The 21,973-nt window shown below is 46.1% G+C and carries 19 protein-coding genes; 17 read left to right on the forward strand and 2 right to left on the reverse strand.

Annotation, left to right across the window (positions count from 1 at the left end; all coding sequences use genetic code 11):
• Positions 1 to 63: 63 nt before the first annotated feature.
• The 6 genes from AC1XUD_RS22460 to AC1XUD_RS22485 all read left to right on the forward strand — a co-directional run bounded on the left by AC1XUD_RS22460 (position 64) and on the right by AC1XUD_RS22485 (position 9,248).
• The gene (locus AC1XUD_RS22460; RefSeq protein WP_483363273.1) at positions 64 to 708 is read left to right on the forward strand and encodes a hypothetical protein; all 645 of its coding nucleotides are present in this window, start codon (positions 64 to 66) and stop codon (positions 706 to 708) included.
• Positions 708 to 4,850: a hypothetical protein gene (locus AC1XUD_RS22465; RefSeq protein WP_483363274.1), complete on the forward strand. Its 4,143-nt coding sequence runs from the start codon at positions 708 to 710 to the stop codon at positions 4,848 to 4,850. The genes AC1XUD_RS22460 and AC1XUD_RS22465 overlap by 1 nt, the downstream gene beginning before the upstream one ends.
• Before the next feature lie 73 nt (positions 4,851 to 4,923).
• Positions 4,924 to 5,415, forward strand: a complete 492-nt coding sequence (locus AC1XUD_RS22470) for a hypothetical protein (protein WP_483363275.1) — start codon at positions 4,924 to 4,926, stop codon at positions 5,413 to 5,415.
• Positions 5,416 to 5,605: 190 nt separating this feature from the next.
• The gene (locus tag AC1XUD_RS22475) at positions 5,606 to 6,157 is read left to right on the forward strand and encodes a hypothetical protein (RefSeq protein ID WP_483363276.1); all 552 of its coding nucleotides are present in this window, start codon (positions 5,606 to 5,608) and stop codon (positions 6,155 to 6,157) included.
• Between the two features lie 19 nt (positions 6,158 to 6,176).
• Positions 6,177 to 8,438, forward strand: coding sequence for a hypothetical protein (locus AC1XUD_RS22480; protein WP_483363277.1), 2,262 nt, complete (start codon positions 6,177 to 6,179; stop codon positions 8,436 to 8,438).
• Positions 8,439 to 9,248, forward strand: a complete 810-nt coding sequence (locus AC1XUD_RS22485) for a LamG-like jellyroll fold domain-containing protein (RefSeq protein WP_483363278.1) — start codon at positions 8,439 to 8,441, stop codon at positions 9,246 to 9,248.
• 120 nt (positions 9,249 to 9,368) lie between these two features.
• Here the strand turns inward: AC1XUD_RS22485 and AC1XUD_RS22490 are convergent, their stop codons facing one another.
• Positions 9,369 to 10,529, reverse strand: a complete 1,161-nt coding sequence (locus tag AC1XUD_RS22490) for a hypothetical protein (protein WP_483363279.1) — start codon at positions 10,527 to 10,529, stop codon at positions 9,369 to 9,371.
• A 376-nt stretch (positions 10,530 to 10,905) separates the two neighbouring features.
• Here AC1XUD_RS22490 and AC1XUD_RS22495 point away from each other — a divergent pair, with 376 nt between their 5' ends.
• From AC1XUD_RS22495 to AC1XUD_RS22545, 11 genes are all read left to right on the forward strand, one after another.
• Positions 10,906 to 11,697 (forward strand): S49 family peptidase, encoded by a 792-nt coding sequence (locus AC1XUD_RS22495; RefSeq protein WP_483363280.1) that lies wholly within the window; start codon positions 10,906 to 10,908, stop codon positions 11,695 to 11,697.
• A 28-nt stretch (positions 11,698 to 11,725) separates the two neighbouring features.
• Positions 11,726 to 12,154 carry a hypothetical protein gene (locus tag AC1XUD_RS22500; RefSeq protein WP_483363281.1) on the forward strand — a complete coding sequence of 143 codons (429 nt, stop codon included), beginning with the start codon at positions 11,726 to 11,728 and terminating at the stop codon, positions 12,152 to 12,154.
• Positions 12,155 to 12,198: 44 nt separating this feature from the next.
• Positions 12,199 to 13,167 carry a hypothetical protein gene (locus tag AC1XUD_RS22505; protein ID WP_483363282.1) on the forward strand — a complete coding sequence of 323 codons (969 nt, stop codon included), beginning with the start codon at positions 12,199 to 12,201 and terminating at the stop codon, positions 13,165 to 13,167.
• 88 nt (positions 13,168 to 13,255) lie between these two features.
• Positions 13,256 to 13,978 carry a hypothetical protein gene (locus tag AC1XUD_RS22510; protein ID WP_483363283.1) on the forward strand — a complete coding sequence of 241 codons (723 nt, stop codon included), beginning with the start codon at positions 13,256 to 13,258 and terminating at the stop codon, positions 13,976 to 13,978.
• A 60-nt stretch (positions 13,979 to 14,038) separates the two neighbouring features.
• A complete protein-coding gene (locus tag AC1XUD_RS22515) occupies positions 14,039 to 14,314 on the forward strand; it encodes a hypothetical protein (RefSeq protein WP_483363284.1) in 276 nt (91 codons plus the stop codon).
• Between the two features lie 42 nt (positions 14,315 to 14,356).
• Positions 14,357 to 14,650, forward strand: coding sequence for a hypothetical protein (locus AC1XUD_RS22520; RefSeq protein ID WP_483363285.1), 294 nt, complete (start codon positions 14,357 to 14,359; stop codon positions 14,648 to 14,650).
• A gap of 23 nt (positions 14,651 to 14,673) precedes the next feature.
• Positions 14,674 to 15,090 (forward strand): hypothetical protein, encoded by a 417-nt coding sequence (locus AC1XUD_RS22525; RefSeq protein WP_483363286.1) that lies wholly within the window; start codon positions 14,674 to 14,676, stop codon positions 15,088 to 15,090.
• Positions 15,077 to 15,709 carry a hypothetical protein gene (locus AC1XUD_RS22530; protein WP_483363287.1) on the forward strand — a complete coding sequence of 211 codons (633 nt, stop codon included), beginning with the start codon at positions 15,077 to 15,079 and terminating at the stop codon, positions 15,707 to 15,709. The genes AC1XUD_RS22525 and AC1XUD_RS22530 overlap by 14 nt, the downstream gene beginning before the upstream one ends.
• Entirely contained in the window at positions 15,693 to 17,186 is a 1,494-nt protein-coding gene (locus AC1XUD_RS22535; RefSeq protein WP_483363288.1) for a terminase large subunit domain-containing protein, read from the forward strand. Before AC1XUD_RS22530 ends, AC1XUD_RS22535 begins: the two co-directional genes overlap by 17 nt.
• A 548-nt stretch (positions 17,187 to 17,734) precedes the next feature.
• Positions 17,735 to 18,658, forward strand: coding sequence for a hypothetical protein (locus AC1XUD_RS22540; protein ID WP_483363289.1), 924 nt, complete (start codon positions 17,735 to 17,737; stop codon positions 18,656 to 18,658).
• A complete protein-coding gene (locus AC1XUD_RS22545) occupies positions 18,655 to 20,598 on the forward strand; it encodes a C1 family peptidase (protein ID WP_483363290.1) in 1,944 nt (647 codons plus the stop codon). Before AC1XUD_RS22540 ends, AC1XUD_RS22545 begins: the two co-directional genes overlap by 4 nt.
• A 132-nt stretch (positions 20,599 to 20,730) precedes the next feature.
• On the opposite strand, the gene AC1XUD_RS22550 is transcribed toward AC1XUD_RS22545, so the two are convergent.
• A partial coding sequence (locus AC1XUD_RS22550; protein WP_483363291.1) for a phage integrase SAM-like domain-containing protein occupies positions 20,731 to 21,973 on the reverse strand: 1,243 nt, incomplete at its 5' end.

Consider the following 21,973-nt stretch of genomic DNA (forward strand, 5'->3'; position numbering starts at 1 on the left):
CAGTCCTTTATCACTTATTAAACGGTCATGAACTTAGCATAAAACCTTCAATGCTAAGTTCTCATGGCTGACAAAGTAATCCAGCACCCGGTCGTTAATGCCCTCCTTCAACAGTTTATCCGAAAAACCGAAAAAGCCTTCCAAAACGCAGTTGAGCGAGAAGGACTGATCTCATCCGGAGCGCTTCTAAACTCGATCCGGGCAGATGCCGTCAAGTCCGGAAGCGATTTCATTTCCGCTCACGTCTACTACAGCGAGCTGCTACGCATCAAGGATATGAAAGCTTTGGAATATTCAACGATCCCGGCCATACGTCCAATCGCCGATTGGGTGGAGCGCACAGGTTTGAGCAAATTCGCCTGGGTTCCCGGCTATTCGAAAGGAACTGCTTCCGCCAGCGAAACCGACAAGGTCTACCGGATCGCCGCCGGAATCCAGTACCATCTCAAAGCCTTCCCGTCCCTAAAACGTGGCTATCGGGGTATTTACAACGACAATCTCAAATATACGCTCCTGCCACAGCTCTATGATGATATGCGGGCTGCGATCGCAATGGCCGCCAAAGAAAGCTTCTACAATGCTTTCGGCTATGAGGCGCACGTGGACGTACCCTCCGGAGAGATCAATGCAAGCCGGATACAGGCGGCCTGGAATGCACAGGCTACCAAAATCGCAAGAAAATACGCTAACCTTCCCACTACTAAATAATGACCTCAGACGTAATTGACATCGAGCTGCGCGGCCGGTCGACGCAGCTTCAAAACGACCTTGACCAGGCCAATAAACGCGCCTCCGAGCTACGAAAAACGATTTCCGCAATCGAAAAGGATGGCGGCAAAGGATCCGAGAACTGGCAGAAATACAAAAACGAGCTTAAGGCCACCCAGGATCAGGCCGGGAAACTGGCCAAAGAGCTCAAAACGCTCGATGTTTCGACAATGACCATGCGCCAGCTGGAGCAGCATGCTAAAGACCTGGCCAAGGAAATGAAAAACGCCGACCGCAGCTCCCAGGACTACGTTAAAAACGCCAAGCGGCTCGGTGAAGTAGAGCGCGAACTTGACAAAGCTAAAAAACAGGCTACGGCTATTAAAACTGAAGGTCAAAACCTGGGCAACAGCGGACTTTGGAGCAAGATTTCAAGCGGCGTCAAGGGAATTGGAACTGCCTTTCAGGCCATCATGGCGCTTCAGGTGATCCAGTGGATTATTGGAATCGGCAAAGAGATCTTTACCACCACAGCCAGCTTTGAAAAGTACGAAAAGGTGCTCACCACAGCGCTCGGAGGACAGACACAGGCCAAGCAGGCAATGGAAGCCATCAAGAAAATGGCCAAGGAAACAAGCTTCGGTGTCGATGAGCTCACCGACGGCTATGTAAAAATGGTCAATCGTGGGCTTCGCCCGAGCCAGAAAGAGATGATGGCCATGGCGGATTTGGCCGCATCCCAGGGCAAAAGCTTCGATCAGCTCGTGGAAGCGGTACTTGATGCGCAGACCGGTGAATTTGAGCGTCTCAAAGAATTTGGTGTAAAAGCCCGTAAAGAGGGTAATAATGTCTCGCTTTCCTTTAAAGGCCAGACGCAGGTAGTTAAAAACAACGAAGAAGCCATCTACCAGGCGATGATCGCGATGGGCTCCATGACCGGCGTCGCTGGCCAAAATGCTCAGATGATGGAAACATTGGGCGGAAAGGCGAGCAATTTCGGTGATGTGATGGACTCGTTGAAAGTGGCCATCGGAGACCGCCTCTCACCAATTTTCAAATTCTTTCTGGATCAGTTATCCAACGGCATTGAATGGTTTGTCCGAATCATCAAAGAAAGTGACCCTATCCTGGCCGTTTTTGAAGATCTATTCTCGGTGGCAGGTGATGTCGCAGGTGCGTTTTTCAACATATTCTCAAACATCTTTCCCAAGTTCAACGCCGGCGGAAATGCGCTAACTGTCGTCATGCAGAGCGTCGGTTTTGCCTTCCGGATTCTTTTGACGCCGATGCAACTGGCCATCGGAGTAATGGGAGATATCTATGAAGCTATGGCCGGCGTTGTGCAGGGTGGAAAAGCGGTCGTCCAGGTACTCTCAGGTGATATCGCCGGCGCAGCTAAAAGCTTTGAAAATGCCAAAACCAACTTTACAAATATCGGCACCCACGCGGCGGCCAGCTTCGACAAAATCAAAAAAGGGTGGACTGATGCTTTTGTCACCCAACCAAAAAAAGACCAAATAGAAGCGGTTTTGGCGGCCGGAAATACGGAAAAAGGGCGTCAGGATGAAGTGTCGAAACAGCAGCAGAAAGCGAATGAAAAACGGGCGAAAGAGCGTGAAAAAGCAGAGAATAAGATCAACGAACTCATTGCCCAGCTGGACGCTGAGCATAACCAGAAAACGGCTGGGGAAGCTATTAAAAGCGAGGAGTTTAAAATCGAAGAGATCCGCCGCAAGCGCCTCAAGCAAATCAACGACTCAGTAGCTGACGAAAAAACAAAGCTGACAGCGATAGCAGCCGTTAATCGAAACGCCGACGAGCAGATCATTGCCCTCAGGGTTGCCGATAATAAAAAAGCGCTCGAACTGCTCGCCCAAATGGAGTCTGAGCACACCGTCAAAACTTCAAAGTCCGAGCTTGAAGCCCAGGAAGCAAAGATCGCTGAAACCCGGCGTAAACGACTGGCTGATATTCAGACGTCCGGAGCGGATGCAACCGTGAAGGCTCAGCTAATCGAGGCTATCGAAAGAAACGCGGAAGCATCCCTTGAAAAGGTGCGGCAGGAGTACCGTGACAAACGCATCAAAGAAGATCAGGAAGCTGCAAAAAAACGTCAGCAGGCCGAAAACTTTGTTCGAGACCAGGAGCGTCAAGCTACTATGACAATTTTTGACTGGCGTGAACGGCAGGCAAGAAACAGCGCCGGAAAATTGGCCAGCATTCAAAAAGAACGCGTGGACGCCGAGCTGCGCTTCGCCCAGGATAAGATTCAGGCGGAGCTGGTCGCTGAGCAGCAAAAGGCCGTGGAAATGACGCACGACGCTGAGCAGCTGGCCACAGCGCTCAATGCGATTGAGCAGAAGTACCATAATGAAAGCATACTGGCAGAAAAAGCTGCAACTGATCAAAAGATCCAGATTGACCGGGATCTGCATGAGAAAAAAGCGGCGGCGGTTAAAGGTTATTCGGACATGTTCTCAGCGCTTCTGGCCGGCGATGTGACCCGATTCATGGACGCGGCGGGGACAACTGTAAAAGGCCATCAGGAAGCCTGGCAGAAAAAGCTGGCCGCCGATCAGGCAAGCTATGACCAGGCCGGTGCTATGGCTCAGCAGGCAGTCGCATTTCTAAACAATCTCGCCCAGGCCAAAGCAGAAAAAGCGATCGCCGAAGCTAATCGGGAGCGTGACGAGAAAGTCGCTATTCTGCAAAACGAGCTGACGGTAACAGAATCTTTGATCACCAGCAGCTCTAACTATGTGACCGCATTGAAAGAGGCCGAGAGCAACCGGCTGGCAGAGCTTCAGCGCATACTCACCGACGAAACCAGCACCGAAGAACAAAAACGGGACGCACTTAAAAAGTATTATTCCGACCAGCTCCAGCAGATGAAAGCTGCGGAAGAAGCCAAGATCCAGGAGCTGCAGCGGCTGGCTAATCTAGCCAAAACGGAAGACGAGAAACAGGCCATCGAGGCAAAGATCGCCATGGCTCAGCGCGAGAGCGAAGAAAAGATCCGGCTAGCAGAGCAAGAGGCTGCCGAAAAAACCCAGATACTCGGCGAGCTACAGGACTTTTCAATGGAAAGCTCCCAGGCGCTATTAACCGACGCCGCCCAGGCTTCCGAGAAACAGATCCAGATGGCCAGCGATGAAGCCGAGCAAAAGGCGGATTTTAAAGCGGATCTGGAAGAAACCATCGCAGCAGAAAACCGAAAAGCCCGCGCGACCGAAATTACTGAAAAGAAAAAGGCTTTTGCCGCCCAGAAGAAAGCCGATATCGCAACAGCGCTGATCACCGGGGCGCTTGCCGTTTTGAAGGCATTGGCCAATTTCTTTCCGCTCAACATTATCCTGGCCGCAACGGCTGCCGTTGTAACCGGCGTTCAGATCGCCAAGATCAAGAACCAGCCGGATCCTAGCTTTGCCCATGGGGGAACCTTGGGACAGGTGGTGAAGGGCGGCAAGCATGGAGCCGAATATGGCACAGGAGGGATCGCACTCATTGACCGGGCAACCGGCCGTGACGTTGGTGAAATGGAAGGAGAAGAAGCCATCATCTCAGCAGGGCAAACGTCGGCCAACTGGCCGCTGATACAACAGATGTTTAAAAACGCCCGGACGCCAGGTAAAACCCATACCGCCGTGATGCCACACCCTGCGACACCGATGGCATTCCGTGATGGGGGTAAATTCGAAAGTCCTTACTTCGAAAGAGGAATGTATCTATTTGGATCCAAGAAGCGCAAAGCCGAACAGGCCGCCAAAGATGCGGAAGCGGAAGCGGCCAAAGCCCAGGCGGAAGCAGATGCAGCCATGGGCGACATGCCTTCATTTGACGCCAGTGCTTATGGCGGGGTTGATTCAAGCGGAGTTTCCGGCGATACTGCAAGCGCATCAGCTGCCCATGAGGCCGCCCAAAAAATGGGGCAAGATCAATTGCAGGCGATACTGGATATATTGGACGAAACCGTGGCCAACGGCGAAACACTTGGCAAAGTAGTGGCTCTTTTGTCGGATCTCAAGCCGTCGATCAACGGAGTGGAAGGTGCCGTCAATAGCGTAAAGGATGCCGTTTATACCACGAATTCGCAAGGCAAAATTGATCAGCTCATCGGGGCAATCAGTAGTATGAGTGCCTAAAATAATGTTTTTAGTTATTTAGGAAAATTTGTCTTTTTTCGTTATTTTTAAAGGTAATCAATCCACTTTTTCAATGGTCAAAAAAATTACTGTCGCACTTCCAGTACATGTTAAAAAGTTCCTGTTATTTGAATACAATGGATATCAGAGAAAAGGTCACGACGAGATACACGTTGACAAAAATTCCGAACTCGGAAAGCTGATCCATCTTATTTCGAGGCCTATCCCTTACATCCAGAAAACCGAACGTCCTAAATCCAATACGGGAGGGCACCTGACTATTCGTTACTACACCCATGTGCAAAGTATGGAGGTAGATGTGACAAAGCTTTCGCAACTGGCCACTTATCTCGACGAGCTCTTCCGCCGGTCGCTGATCAATGAGGTACGCGGAGCGCATGAACTGTCAGGTGGAGACTATGGTCCGTTCGTTACCCGCTTTTTGGAAAGACGCGGGATCCTGCGCGATATTGACGTCGATTTTCAGACGATGCGCAAGATTTACAGGGACTATATCTCGAAGACCTTGAAAAAAATGCAAAAACTTGAAAAAAGTTACGCGTAAGAAGTAACGCAAATGCGTAAGAAGTAACGAAAATGCGCAAGTTGTAACGTAAATGCGTAAGAAGTCCACCTATTTTCGAAGTGAAAACAGCCCATAAAGAACATATAGGCTGTTTTCGCTTCTTTTTTTGCTGTAAAAACCGCGTTTTTTCGTCCTTTTCAAAAGTGCTGTTTGCCCGTACATTTCGGGCATGTTAGGCACTCTTCAACAAATTGGCGAATCCGGTCAGACAAGCTTCAACGCCGGCTACCTCACGCACCTTTATCTGATCCGCACTGAAGATGTGGTTTATGTGGACTCCGTGCTGCCGGATACGCTCAATTTGCCCGCGACCTCGATCGGCATCAAAGTTGGCGCAACGATCAGTCAATTTATGATCCGTCCAAAAACGGCGAGCTTTTCGGAGAGCTCCGCCGATTCCTTCGATGGCACCGCTTACTCGATGTCGCTCACCTTTCCCATGAAAGCGAGCGACGAGCTGATCGCAAGCTGGCGTCATCAGAATTCCAAACGACGCTTTGTGATCCTGTGCCGTGACACATTGGGTAACTGTTACCTGGCTGGCAGTCCACAGAACGGGGCGCGTGTCAGTTGGAGCCGGCAGGTAGTCGCAACCAATTTCCACCAGATCACGCTTAACCTGGTCGACTGGCATCCCATGACCTACCTTCCGACGATCGATCTCGATCAAATATTCGCAGACCGCGAATTCGACTACTCATTTGATTTAAGCTTTTCATAACCTTTCCCACTTCTAAACTATGCCCTGGAGCGCCAACGACGAAGAGATCAACGGGCTGATCGATTCGAATCTCAAAAGCACGCCCCCCAACCCACCGGCGGTCAATACCGCCGAAACCGTCCGAAGCCTTTTTAAGAGCTTCTGGTCGCTTGTCGCTGCACAAGTCAGCACAGCGATCGACTACGTGGATGAAACCAACTCTTCCGTTTTTATTCAGGATGCCATCGCCCAAACCCAAGGGTCTGTCAATGCAGCTACCGTGGTACTGGGGCAGGCTCAGCTCGAAAGGCTGGCCAGTCAGACCGCCCGTGATCAGGCAGTTACCGCAAAGACTGATGCGCAGACGCTTCTGGCCAATGCCATGCTCGCCCAAAATCCGCTGGGTTCCTATAATGTAGCTACGAACAGTCCCGCACTCACTACTACCCCACCGGCCGGTGTAAACGGATCTTACTATGATATCACTGCTGCCGGCAGTATCGGATTTGCTGGTAGTAACTTTGCCTCCGGAGCAGCGCTGGCCATCGGCGGCAGGCTCATTAAAAAGGATACGCAGTGGTATTACCAACCGCCATCTGATCTGGCGCTTTCAAAAGTCACCACGCTGGAAGCACTTGCAGCCAAATCAGCTGAGCTTCTGATCTCCGGGGTAAGCATCGCCTTCCGGGATAACGCGGGCAACATCATTTTTGCTATGTATCCGGATGGAAGCACTTACCCACCAACATTTAAAGCTAAAATATTGCCGTTTGAGCTTTCCGATAAGACTTTGGCATTGATCGACAAAAACAAGCTGGTGGACACGCCCGGCACTAACCTGATCAGCGGCACCAAAGATGCAGCAGGAAATGTAGTGAATGGTGTGCTTGCTGACGGGTATCCCTATCCACCCACACCGACGAAAAGAGCTTCAACCAGCTCGCAAAAGGATCTGTACTTTGATGATCTTTACGATTATATCAGCCCCCCTAAAGTTATACCCAACGCAATCTACGGGCAATGGAGCTGGCCAGTTGCGGTTGACGATGGCGAGTGTCTTTATATCGGAAGCGTCGGAGCCGGGAAAGGCGGCAACCAGGGCGAGATCAAAGTTTCTCAAAAGCGTGGTGACGGCTTTGTTCGCTCTGTTATTCTGTGCAATGTCCGCTCCGATATCTCATATGGTCCGACCGATGATCACAATGTGCCGGTGATCCGTTATGACGAGCGCGCCGGCGCGGTTAATCCCATCACAATCTATCAGACCGAGCACAACACGCACCCAACCCGGTTCTTCCCGCAGACCAGCAAGAACGTTTTCAAGTGGGATAAATCCTTCAAGACTTTCGGCGCAAATGCTTCGTACACGCAGGTGAATGTGAACGGTGCCAACAAAGACGAGATCCTGATATTCTCCCGACTTGATTCAGCGATCCCTCGCAGCTGGAAGTTTGCCCGGTCGACCGACAACGGGCTAACCTGGATTGAAAAGCCATTCTTTGCCGGTGACGGATGGATGTATATGCTCGGAAAAAACAACGCCGACGCTACCAAGATCAATATCACCTTTTACGCGCATCCGGATAACTCGACCGACCACCGGATTTTTGTCATGGTATTGGATTGGGCAACTGGTGCGATCTATGCACCGGGAAATGCCGGCTCACCCATCTCTGCCGATTTCCGCGCAGCCATGCTGGACGGCAGTTTCACCCCAATAGATCCGCGCGCCGGAGCCCTGGCGATTGTTACACCGCCCGCTACGACACCGGAACTGGAAATCAAAACTCGGATCTGGGATATTGGAACTTCCGTCTCCGGAGAATGCCTGGTTACTTACAACCAGTTCCCAAAAGGCAAAACGATGGCAATTTTCAACCAATCCCAGCACCGGGTTGTAAGTTTTAACCTGGACACCGGTGCGATCAATTACGATATATCGCTCCGTGATGCCGGTATGCCTATGGAGCGTCGTGACGATACCCCTCACTGGTCTTACTTCTCCGGGAACTGCGTGATTGACAATAAAACAGTATGTCTGGCCACCTACAAGAACAAATCCATGATGAGCGGCGGCACTGATGTTGATACCAGTGACGGCTATACTGTGCTGCAAGCTGCGGATCTTACTAATCCGGGCGCTGTGGTTCTTAAAGAGCTGGAGAAAATCCCCGGAAAGGCTGGGCGGCCTCTGAAAGTTGAAAAATCTCCGTACCTGCTGGTAATTAACCCGAGCTCCTTTGAAACCTTCCGCACCTTTCAATCCTGCATTCATATTCTCAACCTTAACGACTATTTATAAATGAAATCTCTAATTGTTTCATCTGCTGACTATTCCTCAGAAAGAGTAGCGGTTCCAGAAGCTAAACTTCCGCCGGTTGGGCGGGCTCTCAAGCATATTTTGATTGCTGACAAGTTCAACGCCGCCACCGGTATTTTGCAGGATCCGATCGCCGGTGATTTTCAGCATTCGGCTTTTGTGGTCAATGGTGAAAAGCCTGTGACCTCAAACCCGGTCGCCCTGGGAAATAAGCTCTGTCTTTCCTTCGCCCGTGAAGCAGGGAAAAGAAAAGATCTGAAGGGAGCGCTCAACTGTGAAAACTCGGTTTGGACAATGACCTTCGTCCATGCTAATAGCAACTCGATTGCCACCAACACCAACCGGGTTTTGTTTTCGTTCCTTTCCAAATTAGAAGATAGCAAACAAACGATCATGCGGTACTACTCCACAGGATCCAGCGGGGTGACAAGGCTTTTGATGGGACAATCTGCCGGCGCACTCGTATTCGGTAATTCCAGCAATGTGACAACCGTAAACCATAATCTTGGTCTGGCGTCAACCAATGCAGTTAAAACAGTAATTTCCCTGGTGGGCAATGTGGACACACAGCAAATAAAGGTTTACACAAACGCAGTATTGACCGAAACCCTCGCCAGCAGCTACGTGACGCCGCTAAAAGGCGATTTGTATCTGGGTGTGAGCCTTACCATTGCTGACGAGACAGGCGACTATTGGGGATCGATCGGTGAGGTGGTTATCCATGATGACGAGCTGACAGCAGCCGAAATCGCCAAACTACATGCAGCACTTTCGGCGGCTTTCACAGCCTGATTCCAGGATTCAATTTTCTTTACTCAACAAAAAGCCCGAGCAAACACTCAGGCTTTTTGTTGCACTTCCAATATAATAATATTAAGTCATGAAATTGAGTGCAATTTTCTTAACCAAATACTATTTTGGGTCGGCATCGCCAAGTACGTATAAAAACCGTACCGATAACATTGGAATTGTTCTCGTATAGAACACTCTATCATCCTTTTCATCCAATGCATTTAAATTTCCGGTAGATAGTTTGATTGGCTGCCCTGTTGGAAAATCATCTCGCAGTTGTCGGCGATTTGAGAACCCAACAAGCCCAACAATATGAAAAAATTCGGAAACCCTAAGCCCAACACCGATACCGCCTTCAATAGATTTGTTAACTCCTAGCTGTCCATCTGACAACTCAGCAATATTTAGTGCGACAACATAAGATAATTTTCCAGGATAAAGGTAATCCTCCCCCTCTTTGACGTTTCTCGCGCTAACCGCTTGATTTCTAGAGCCATTTACTCTCTCAGTAGCTTCTAAATCCCCGTTTATACTATTTATTTTTGAATTATCCGGAGATTTCTTCGAAGTGGTTCTCTTTTTATAAAGCCTCATTCTATTGTACACTAAACAAGTTGATAGTTGTAACGAGGCCATAGGCAGTGACTGCCTTATAACAGTATCACCCTCCGCTAACGAAGCACTATTTGTACTGTGTAAGTCAAATGCTGGCCCAATTCCGAATCCGACTTTAAAGTTCTTCCAGTTCAATGCTGATTCGCTAACTCCAGACTTTGTATCAGCGTCTTTCTCAATTGGTTCCTTCACAGTTTCCGCTTTACTTGACTCGTGTTTCTCTGAACCCGATTTCTCTTTTGGTTCATTAGGAGTTTCTTCATCTTTAGGAGTAGTTGAGTTTTTACTCTGCAAATCGGCGGTTGGTTTCTCCTTTTCATCTTTCACCACCAATTCCTTTAAATCTTCTGACTTATTTTCGGTTAGTTTTAAGTTCTGCGGGATAGCCATCGGATTGGTTCCCTTCACTCCGAGCACGCTATCTTTCCTGAGCGAGTAAATCAATTTTTCTTCGGTTAATAGAGAAACTTTTTTGCCGTCAACAATAGTATCTTTTTTCGTTGAAAACACTTGTTGTTTCTCCAAGGTTAGGTTCACCTTCCCCGACTTTAATGCTGAATCTGCTTTCCTTTTACTAAGATTCGTAGCCTTTTGAGAAAAACAGTAAACGTTGGAAGACGAATAGATAAAAACTGCGATCAGGAATTTGTAAGCGATATGGTTCATAAAAATAGGAGTTAGATGGCTTTCCGATACATACCTTCGCTTCGATTGCGCCTGCATTGACACAAACGAACACATTCGAATTGTTTAATATCCTTTGGGAATTACAAGAATGGAAAACTTAACTTTTTAAATACCAATCAATTACATATTTGTCAAAAATATCAAAAGTTCAAAAGATTTTCCTACCGCTTAATAATTACCGAGAAAAAATCGGGTCGCATCAATTTCAGAAAAGTCCCAAGCCTTTTTTGTCCTTTATGGCCCTGAAATAAAATTTCTACTTCGTAGCTCTAAGACTCCAATTAACCAGTCCAACAGTGTGAACGCAGAAACCTTTTCAGGCCTATGGTATCTTGACAAACTCTTCTCTAGCCGGATGGAAGGAATAATCCTTCCCCGGCTGTTTTCGGGTCAGGATCCTATCCCACCTCATTTCAGACCCGTTTCCGCCATTTCTCCAATGGACAAAAATGGCGACTACAGCTACACCCGTGATTGCCTGAGCTCTTATCTGAAAGCCGGTGGTGGGGATGTCGCCGTAATCCCTTTGGAAGGCACCATGAGCCGTTCAGGTTTTTGTGGAATGGGAAACGAGTATCTGATCAGCGTTCTCGCTGAAGCTGCGCTCGAACCGCAGGTGAAAGCCATTGTTTTGAAAGGCAACACACCAGGCGGCACTGTTGATTCGGTCGAGATCCTCGCTGACGCCGTTAAAAACTTTCCAAAACCCATCGTTGGCTATGTAAACGGCATGGTTGCCAGCGCTGGCGTATTCGTATTTTCTCAACTCGACCACATTGTCATCGAAAATTCGAGTGCTGCCCGCTTTGGTAGCATTGGCGTAATGATGGTCTACACCAACGAAAACAAGGCGCTGGAAATGGCAGGAAAAGAAGTCATCATTTTCCGCGCCGGCGAATCCGTCGACAAAGTGACCGTTAATCCCGTTGAACCCCTGACCAAAGCGTTGAAGGCAGAAATCCAGGTCGAGCTCGACGGCGCAATGGGCGTTTTCAAAGGCTACGTAAAGCGCGGCCGCGCAGGAAAGATCAAATCAGATGACGTTTTTACCGCCAAGCTGTATAACAAAGAAGATTCGATCAAATATGGCTTGGTCGACTCTTCCGGAACACTTGCTGATGCTATCAAAATTGCCCGTAAGCTGTAATTCAACTATTTTTTTTATATCCAATCCAATGAGCAAACCAATCACCTTATCGACGATTTTGGCCAATCTGTTCCCAGGCTCACAAAAAGTAATTTCTGAAAAGCTTACTACCGAAGAGCATATCGGCTTTTCAGCTGAAGTGCAAGAGCTCAATGACCGTATCGACGCCCAGACACAAGCCAATGAGCTCGTAGTGGCTGACCTGGCTACGGCAAATGCGACCATCGCTGGACTGCAGGCTAATTTGGCTACGGCGAACACAAATCTGAAGACTGCCAATGCAAATCTGACCGCGATCACCAGCGAGCGCGACCGCTACAAAGCCCACTACGACAAAATCGGCGACAAGGGCAATCAAAATCCGGGCGAAGACGAAAACAGTCGTAAACCTTCCGGCAAAGCGGGTTACAACCAGCATGCCATGGACGTTTGGCATAAGGCCAACAGAAAACAGTAAGCCATTTTTCTCAATCTAAAAACTCACTTTTCTTTATTTTCAATATGCCTCAGATTCATAATTTTGACAATTTCCACGAGGACTTGATGCAAACCATTGACGGCAACGGCCAGGTAATCCTGGATGCTGTTACTTATGGAGCGCAGTCCCTCAGAGAAGACTTTACGGTCATCGTCACCCGTGACAAAGCCGCGTTGGTTAGTATGGCGGTGAAAGATGCCTGGGCACCGGCCTCAGATGACTTTAACGCCAAACAAGCGCTGGATGTCCGTAGCCGTTATGCCACTTTCAAGGAAGCCGACATCGATCTTGAAATCACGCTTTCACAGATCAAAGAGGTTTATCAATCTTATCTTGGCTGGACTAAAACACCAGGCCGCACCCTGATCGAAGTAAGCGACACGCCTTTCGAGCTGTTCTTTTTAAACCACATCATCAGCTCTCACTTTGAGCTGCTTCGTTTGAACACTGCCTGGAATGGGGTGTATAACGCTGCTGGTTCAGGTGCTGGCTCGCTTGCTGACGGTTTTATCACGATGCTAACCGCTGGCCGCGGTGTGGGTGGTGATATTCTTGCCTCTCACGTTTTTGACGGGACAGTAATCACCGACACAAATGCTTACGCTCAGTTCAATGGTGTAGCGGACATCATCCAAACCGTTCGCCCGAAACTTCTTTTAAAGCCTTTGGAAATTAAATGTAGCGCGCAAGCTTACGACAAGTACCGCAAAAACCGCCGCGCACTCTTCAAAGAGCATGTCGGACCGGCTGACCGTCCGACCGTTCTGGATGACTACTCGAACATCGGATTCAAAGTGGATCCAGGGCTTGCAGGTAAAGACACGCTGGTAATCACGCCAAAAGACAATTTCCTTTTTGTCTGCAACGCGGATCCGGGTCAGTACCGCCTATCAATTGTGAAGGATGTTAAATCATGGAAAATCAGCATCCGCGTATCACTTGGATTTGACTACGCTTCTCCAGACGAAGTTTTCCTAAACGACCTGGTGTAACCCAGACCCTCCCTAACCCGGCTCTCCCTTACTTTGAGGGAGGGCTTTTACTGAATCTTTTTTTAACATTCATTTTCAATTCATTCAAATGAAAAATCTTTTAAAGATCGCTTTTGCAGCCTCATTGATGCTTTTGGCGGCTTTCGTAACCCATGCCAGCGGTAACCCGATCATGGGATTGATGTCTGCCGGCGCAGTTGCATTTTCTGCCGAGCGGCTGACCGGTATAAGCCTGTTTGATTTCACCGATGCCGCCTACTCGACTGCTCTGGTAGGATTTAAACGTAAAACCCAGACGCTCACCATCGGTGGGGCAAAACGCTTGTACATCGTCGCTTGTGAGGATATCCTGACAGAATTTTTGACTTACGATCTGGCCAAATCTGCCGGAAAATTTTCTGGCGCTATTCCCCTTGTAGCCGGTAAAAAGTTCGTGGAAATCGAAGCCTGGTATGATACTACCAAGTTTGATACCGAGATGAAAACGGGTGCCGGCTTTACGCAGAACATCGAATTCAAGGTACTGGGCTATAATCACGAAAATATTAAGCTTGCCGCACTGCTTTATGAGAACCCGGTGAATTTGATTGTTCAGGGCAATGATGATGATTTGTATTACATCGGTCAAAAATATATCCCGATTATTTTGGATATGAAAGGTGTGATGCCTGAAAAAGGTACTGCCCGTAAAGAAATGACCTTCTCCGGAAAACAGGAAGGTATGCAGGTGCCTGTATTCCCACTTGACGCCACAGCGACTTTCGAAGTGGAGCCACTTGTTGGCGCTGAAGAGCCAGAAGGAGGCGCGTAGACAGAAAAGCAGGCTGCAGTAATCGCAGCCTGCCATTTTATAACCTCAATTATTTACACAGTGAAATCCAGTCAATCAATTTTCGAGCTAGTTAACTATGATGAAAAAGGATACGTTTTCGTGGGCGGAAATACCCGCCATCTTAAAGACCTGGGCCAAGCGGAGCTTGCGATCCTTGCTAAGAACGGTGATTCGCGCGTTAGGATCAAACCAGAAGAAAAAGCAGAAATAACGCCAGTTGTAGAGCAACCGATTATAGCTCCGGAACCTGTTGAACAATCAGCGCCGGTTCAGGTAGCTAAAAAATCTGCAAAACAAAACACGCCGGCAGCCTAGCGCTAACCAGCCCACATTTTAAAACGCTTCAATTTTCATGCAATGGATTTAAAACAGTTAAAAGCATCCTATCAGCTTTCTGAGATGCGCGCGAAAGCGGATCCGTCCGACGCCAATAAAGCACTGGCCGCCCAGGCCAAAGAAGCCTATGAAAAGGCTCTCAACCCGGAAACTCCGGAAAAACCGAAAGGTCAAAAAAAAGGGCAGGTTTCCCAGAAATCTGAAAATGATGACAAAAAAGAGGATTTACCAAAGGAGCCAGCAAAACCAGCAGCATCTGCTGACAGTGAAAATATTCCCGAAGCGCAAACCGATCCGGAAAAAAAAACGGAGTAGAGGGCGCCGCTGACAAAAAAGTTATGGAGCAACTTCTTATGCGTGCCAATGCGCTGCATATGGAAGCTGCTCTTTTGTCTAACACCCTGCATGAATTCCGGGATGATGATATCGAAGGCGTAAAGCCGGTGATCGCCCAGATCACCGAGAAAAGGCGGCAATGGTCACTGATCCGAAAGGATATCGACTACTACCAAAAAACAGGAAAATTGCCGCCGGTTAAAACCGAAAGCGAGCCGCGCCCGGACGCACCAGGTGTAGCTCAGCTCAAAGTGGAGCTGGCCAAACTTAATGTGAACATTTCCAAATACGCCGGAAAGCTCAAGGCAAACCCCGATCATAAAAAAGCAGAGCAGTGGTCGGAAGATCTCGGCAAAATGGAAGCCCTCAAACAGGAATTGAAGCAAAATATCGTAAATCTCACCTATGCGGCAAAATAACAAGTACCTCGAAAAGGTCTACGAAGAAATGGATGTTTACAGCCAGCACCTTCTCACCGGCAAGGAGCTCACCGTCCAGCAGCAGCAGACTTTTGATAAAATTGACATCGTCCGGGGATGGCTCCGTGACGGTTTTTCCGATATCGACGTGATTAAGCTCGCCAAGTCGGATCCGCGCCTGGCTGTCCAGGACAGACGTGCCCGCGAGCTGATGGCGATGGCTTATGAGGTTTTTGGCGAGCTCCGTCAGCTCCGTAACCGCGACGGCATCAAATTCATGTACGCCGAGCAGTTTCGTAAGGCAGCCCAGCTGATCATGCAAAAAATCATTGCCCTTTCCAGAGGTCACGACGTCGACGACTCGGATCCGGAGCTCAGATTGATCCTTCTGCAGGAATCCGCTGGAAATGCGAAAGAAGTATCCTTTTTAATGAAGGAATACACCCGCGCCATAAAGGAAGCGGCGGTCATCGATGGCGCTTACGACAACAGCCCACAACGAAGCGAAGAAAAGAAAAAACCGACCAAAATTGTGATCAAGCGCAAAACTGTGATCAATAATGGCAAGGTTGAAAATGACACCTTAACTGAGGAAGCAAATTATGAGCTCAGCGAATAGTTTAATTGAGGAAATCGAAGTCAATGACAAACAAGCCGATTTTATTGAAGGCATTTTTTACGGTTTGACTGCAGATGGATCCAAAACCGCTACCATGATCGGCGGGATCGGATCCGGAAAGACGCATGCAATGGCGCTTTTGATGATTCTTTCCAAAGAGGAGCTTCCAAAAGCCAAAGGCCAATTCGCATGCGCTACCAAAACACAGTTTCAACGCAGTATCATGCCGGGAATAAAATCGGTTTGGCAGGATCAGTTCGGACTTGTCGAATATAATTTCAAAACTGGTCAGGGCGATTATGCACTTTGGCGAAAGCCGCCCGACACATGGGAAAAGCCCTATCAAAGCCCGGACAACTGGGAAAACTGTATCACCTTTCCAAATGGCTGGGTAATTGAGGTCTGCGGTTATAAAATGTTTGCGGATCTGCACCGTGGGCGAAACGATGATTTTGCCTTTATGGATGAAGCATTGCTTTTTAAGAGGGAATGGCTCAAGATCTTGGAAGGCCGGATCCGGGCGAACAAAAACAAATTCCAGTCTCCTATGCACTGGCTCATTTCCATTTTTTCAAGCCCACCGTACGGATCCGGAGGCGATTGGCTTTTTGATGTTGAGAATCTGCAGCGTCAGGAACCTGACCGCTACATGTTTGTTCAAATAACCACCAAAGACAACCAGGCTTTTTTGCCTTCCAACTATATTGATAACCTTAAAAAGAAGCTCACCAAGCTGGAATTCTCTGTCGAAGTGGATGGTAAACGGCTTACTAAAATGCCGCAAACCTTTTACGCCAACCTCGAGGAGCGGCACAGCGAAATCGATCCGGACCATTTTTATGACCCATTCAAAGATGTGATCGCGGTGGTGGACTTTAATGCGCACTTCACATCATGCAGCGTGTGGCAGGACTATGGCCAGGCTCAGCACTGTATCATGGGAGTGTTCGTCTATGAGCCAGACAAAGAGATGGACATGAGCCAGACGCTGGCCACCGAACTGCTATCAAGGCTCGAGCATCACCAGGGCAGACGCATCCATATCACTGGCGACCGCAACGGGCTCAACGCTAGTGCCAGCTCCAAGAAGAATAATGATGGTACGTGGATCACGCTGTATGATGAGTTTGCCCAGGTATTTATAGACGCCGGTTGGGAGGTGTTCTTAAACCCGCTTACCTACAACCCTTTCAAGGATGAAGTGCACAAACTCATGAAGGAGGTACTTACTGAGAAGGAGCCCGACCAGATCTTCTTGCGCTTCCATCCCGTCGATGCCAAGTCAGTCACCGTCAGTATGCAGCGAGCGCCTATCACAGCTGACTATAAGAAGGACAAGAGCAGTGAGACAAAGAAGGACACTGACCAGCAGTACGCTACACACCTGAGTGACACGGTCGACTACTATGTTGCATGGCGTAAGCTTGGAGGCGCGAGCGTCGCCATCGATGCAAGCTTCGAAATCGATTTCATCTGATCACAAATCTCAAAAAAGCCCACCTGACCGGGATCAACCGGCACAGGTGGGCTTTCAGCTATTCGAAAAATCATTTTTTGGAAATTTCCATTTCGTCAATGGGCGGGCTTGAAGTTAAGACTGTTGTTAATCTTTTCCATTTTTTGAAACATAACACACTGATTTACAAGACAATAACCAAAGTAACCTCGAAATAAAAGTGCAACTTTTACACGAAAACGCTAACAACTTGATTGTCAAATATCTACAAAATTAAAGATATAGATTTGAGCATAGCAACACGATAATCCATAACAATCGTTAGAACATGCAAGTGAGACTGACAATCCCGAAAATTAGATTGCTTACTACGAAAATAATCATTGATGTCAATATAGTCCTCTATTAGATTTTCATTCAATACGGTCTACTGAGACTCCGACAAAGACAGAGATAAAGCGATGTAATTAATGTTTGGTAAAATGTACGCAACCGATTAATAAAAGCTTTTTGATATTGCATTCCTTTTTGCTAAATTTTCGAACACAACTCTCCAAATTTTTAATAAGATGAAATCAAACCTTAGATCTATTTCCTTCGCCGTCATCTGTTTCTTCCTTGCAATAACTAGCTGTCAGACCAAAAAAAAGGATCAACCAGCAGACTCCGTAGAAGAAAAAGTTAAAACGCAGTTAGCAGATCCCACAGAAGAAGAAATCGAAGCAATTAATGACTCGATATTAACACTTCAACGAGATACCACAGTCAATTTAATTCAAGGGTCTGCTTCCAGAGGTGGCGCTTGGAAAAGCTGGGAGGAAGCATTTCGTGAATGCTTCCAGAACGAGACTTTCAACAAAAATATTGTTTATCTAGGCCCATCCAACTATAAGTATTTAGGCACAATATTATCAAAAGATAAAAACACCTCTAGGAGAGAACTTAAGTCAGTAATACCGTTCGATGATTTCTCTAAGTTTATTTCACCTGGCCAAATCGTTAATAATTGCGAGTTAAAAAAAATAAAGGAATTTACGTTAGATCTTTTAATGAATGCAGTGGTGAGTCAAATGAAGGACTCACTGTATTCTGCAATAAATACAAATGACAGTATTATCGTAACAGGAGGGCAGTGGCGAGTTCAAGAAATATTTACGGACCAACTCACTGATTATTTAGATGATAATAAAGATAATCCACAAATTGCAAAATACCGTAAATCGTTGTTAGAGAAAGGAAATTTAGTAATAACTAAAGTTGTAAGAGTATACGGATTTAGCGCAGAAATCTATAACAAAAAAGAATTTTCCGTAGGATTATCTGGAAAATTAGGATCTAAATTAGGCACATATAATGTTGCATCATTAGATTCCGCGGACACCAAAATGGCGTTCAATATAGATCTAACCAAAAGCAAAAAAGGTATGGTAAAATTATCTTCATCCGGAGATTTTTTTGTCTTTGCTCAGGTAATGAAAGGCACGTCATTATGATAAAGGTGATTTATTTGGTGTTTCTTTCTATATCTTTCTACAGCTATGCGCAAGAAAGGGATTCAATTGCAACAGGCCTTGAGGATCCTTGTCAATCTGAACTAGATAGATACTTGTCTCCTGGTACACCCCCTGTGTCAGGCAATATGATTAATCCGCCAAAGTCAGCGTCTTTAGCGCGTTTCGTTCCGGCAATAGGAAATCAGGGAGTACAGGGGGCCTGCACTGCTTTCGCCGTCTCAGCTGCACTAAATATATTATTTAACCAATCGTCTGGAAAAACATTCGATACTGACAATCGTGAGGAAGATTTTGCGAGTCTATTTAGCCCTGCGTTTATATTTAATGTTGCAAAATCAAGTTACCCTTCTCCTAGAAGCGACAATTGTTTAGACGGGATTAGTTACATTGACGCATTTATTGTTGCTAGGGACTATGGAATCGCTGGTTGGTTGGATCATCAATACAATCCATATGGTTCTGGCGGGTGTTTGAGCAAAAATTACCCTAATAATAGTGCGTTTAAGATAGCAAGAAGGCATAAAATTGTCACTTTTCAGCGCCCAGATTTGAATTTACAACTTTTCAAATGCCTACTTGCTGATTCACCTGGTTATCCAATATGTATTTCAGTTAAAATTGATAAAGAGTACAAAAAAGCGAGTGACCATATCAATCCTGATGGTATTTGGTCAAAAAAAGGCTCGCCCCTTCAAGATCAATTAAATAGTCGCCATGCGATGGTAATTGTCGGCTACGCGGATTCAATTCGATGTTTTAAGGTTTTAGATTCTAGGGGTATTAACAAAGGAAATAAAGGATATTTATGGCTGAGTTATGACCTTTTAGAAAATGGTACAATTTACGATGCCTATGTTTGCTCATTTGATGGAAAAATACTTAAATCTGAGCGTTCAGCGAATGCTGGATCTCGTGATTCTCTCTTAAGCGCAGCAATCCCAACCAAAACTTGGCTAAAAAAAGGCTACTACAGATTTTTTAACGACTATAAAGTCACATGCGTTGATATAGACAAGAAAGAAAAGAGGGTGATTTACAAAATATCCGATATTTACACTGGTCAAATACTCGCGCCGATCACGACCATTGGAGTTAATCAACAGAAATATTTTGAAATCCGAGGCAAAACTGTTACAATATTTTCCAAGAGAATTTTTATGAAGGGGATCCGCCCAATGGATTTAGCGAGTGAGTTCGAAATTTCTTTAAATGATCAGCCAATTAATGAAAAGTTTGTTCGCCTTGGATCAATAAAGGAAGACATTACAAGAATTTACAATCTTACTTTTTTCTCAAAGTCATTCAAGTCTATTAGCGGATTTGAATTTGATAAGTTTGCCTTTTCAGGACTTCAAGAACCATTCAGGGTAGGTGATATTATTAGAAATGATTATGGTTCGCCATTTATAATTTCTTCTTTAAAAGACAGCACAAAATATGTGAGGGGAATTTCCAATCTTAATACTACTGGCATATCGGAATCTCGTTCAACTCAAAATTCAGATTTTCACCTTGGAGACTTACTGAAAGAATTGGGAGCTGATCTTGAAGACCCCCTAAGGTCTTTCATCCAAAGTGATCTTAGAATGCGGGTTCGGTCAGTAGGATGGTACTTGAATCATTTCCTAGTTGAAAAGCTAACATCTAAAGAATTAAACAATCTAGTTATCAATAACAACGATATAAGTGATATATCAATTATCTCCGAGACTGTCAATTTAACTTCTTTAACAGGTTCTATAGTTATGACCAACAATGCGAGTCCTGACTTACTGTTAGCATTAAAAAATTCAATTTCCTTGTCTGCTAAAAACGTCGATATCGTTATTCAACTAGATGGAGAAATCTTAAAAATAGAATTTGCTCGTTCGATTCCAGTATTTTATCGAAAAACTAAATTATATGTTGATAAAAAATAAGCGTCAGTTCGACGGTAATTCTATGTTTCAGGTATGCTAGAGCGATTATCATACCTATTGACATTGCGAATTCGGTATGCGACAAAGCAATATTTAAACATTGAGATGAGGTGAGCAAGAATCAACCAGTAATTAACCATAAACCGAATCAACCAAATCATCATTCTCCGACCTACTTGCCGCCTTGAGATAATTCTCCGTAACAGAAACAGAACTATGATCCAGTGCATCTGAAACTTTGTGAACATCACCAGTCTTCCGGGTAGCGATATCGGCAAACGAATGCCTAGCAACGTGCATGCTTATTTTAGAAACCCCGATTTTCTCCGCAATGGTTTTCAGATGCCCATTTATAAGTGCGTTTGAAGATGCAATTGCTTTCACCCACTCGTCTTCGGTAAACTGACCTTTATTTTTAGATTTCAGAAACGGAAAGACGTAGTCAAGTGGTTTCTGACCCGGGTAGCGGTAATGGTTAAGAATTACCTTTGCACGTTCAATGAGCTTTTTAGAGCGAAATTTTTCAGTTTTCCCAGCTATATACTCTACTCTGTCGCCATTTATTTGCCCCCATTTTAATTGAAGTATATCAGCAGTTCTCATTCCTTGTAAATAAAATGATAGTAAAAAAATGTTTTTACTGTGCCATTCGTTGATGCCGGGTTTGATATCCAATTTTTCAATGGCCTCAATCTGATTTTCAGAGAGTTTAGCTCTACTTGATTTAGTCTTCTTTGGTTTGTACATGTTCCAGGGCGACCCCTTTTCAGGTGTGAAATACCCTGAATTAAACGCTTCGTTATAGATGGCCTTAATCGTTTTCATATTCGCATGAATAGTATTTACGCCATTTTTTTGCTTTTTCAGGTGTCTCTCATAGTTAACCAGAAATTCGTAGTTGATTTCAAGGAAATGTAGACCTCGAGCTCCAACATACTCTTCCAATTTTTTAATGACTGAGCCCTGCGCTTTCCTAGTCCAAGGAGATACCATTTTGGAAATTCTTTCATTGGCAAAGTCAAGGAAGCTCTCACCCACAATCCCTCTCTTCAATTTTCCGATCAAACTGTCCGGAGTAACCCCTTGATTCAATACCTCGCTTTCGAGATATTTCTTTTCCAAGTCAAGTAACCTAGATCGCACTAAAGCATTGATTTGTCTGTGTTGGGCGTTGGTTTTTCGAACCTCGGACTTCTCCGGATTCCAATGTTCTGGTAGTACCGAAACACCTGTAGTAACTCGTTTGGACTTTCGATGTTGGGTGATCCTTATCTGAATGTTAGCGGTCCCGTCTTTTTTGCGGTAGCTGTCTAGCTCGACATTGAAACTGATGTTACTCATGAAAATCCCTGAAACAATCCCTGAAACAAATCGC

Source organism: Dyadobacter sp. HNCC25DJ184, from assembly GCF_056895215.1.

Coding starts and splice junctions, on each gene's coding strand:
- AC1XUD_RS22505 (WP_483363282.1), top strand. CDS start 12,199: ATGCCTCAGATTCATAATTTTGACAATTTCCACGAGGACTTGATGCAA.
- AC1XUD_RS22460 (WP_483363273.1), top strand. CDS start 64: ATGGCTGACAAAGTAATCCAGCACCCGGTCGTTAATGCCCTCCTTCAA.
- AC1XUD_RS22535 (WP_483363288.1), top strand. CDS start 15,693: ATGAGCTCAGCGAATAGTTTAATTGAGGAAATCGAAGTCAATGACAAA.
- AC1XUD_RS22520 (WP_483363285.1), top strand. CDS start 14,357: ATGGATTTAAAACAGTTAAAAGCATCCTATCAGCTTTCTGAGATGCGC.
- AC1XUD_RS22500 (WP_483363281.1), top strand. CDS start 11,726: ATGAGCAAACCAATCACCTTATCGACGATTTTGGCCAATCTGTTCCCA.
- AC1XUD_RS22485 (WP_483363278.1), top strand. CDS start 8,439: ATGAAATCTCTAATTGTTTCATCTGCTGACTATTCCTCAGAAAGAGTA.
- AC1XUD_RS22490 (WP_483363279.1), bottom strand. CDS start 10,529: ATGAACCATATCGCTTACAAATTCCTGATCGCAGTTTTTATCTATTCG.
- AC1XUD_RS22480 (WP_483363277.1), top strand. CDS start 6,177: ATGCCCTGGAGCGCCAACGACGAAGAGATCAACGGGCTGATCGATTCG.
- AC1XUD_RS22495 (WP_483363280.1), top strand. CDS start 10,906: ATGGAAGGAATAATCCTTCCCCGGCTGTTTTCGGGTCAGGATCCTATC.
- AC1XUD_RS22470 (WP_483363275.1), top strand. CDS start 4,924: ATGGTCAAAAAAATTACTGTCGCACTTCCAGTACATGTTAAAAAGTTC.
- AC1XUD_RS22525 (WP_483363286.1), top strand. CDS start 14,674: ATGGAGCAACTTCTTATGCGTGCCAATGCGCTGCATATGGAAGCTGCT.
- AC1XUD_RS22465 (WP_483363274.1), top strand. CDS start 708: ATGACCTCAGACGTAATTGACATCGAGCTGCGCGGCCGGTCGACGCAG.
- AC1XUD_RS22510 (WP_483363283.1), top strand. CDS start 13,256: ATGAAAAATCTTTTAAAGATCGCTTTTGCAGCCTCATTGATGCTTTTG.
- AC1XUD_RS22540 (WP_483363289.1), top strand. CDS start 17,735: ATGAAATCAAACCTTAGATCTATTTCCTTCGCCGTCATCTGTTTCTTC.
- AC1XUD_RS22475 (WP_483363276.1), top strand. CDS start 5,606: ATGTTAGGCACTCTTCAACAAATTGGCGAATCCGGTCAGACAAGCTTC.
- AC1XUD_RS22545 (WP_483363290.1), top strand. CDS start 18,655: ATGATAAAGGTGATTTATTTGGTGTTTCTTTCTATATCTTTCTACAGC.
- AC1XUD_RS22530 (WP_483363287.1), top strand. CDS start 15,077: ATGCGGCAAAATAACAAGTACCTCGAAAAGGTCTACGAAGAAATGGAT.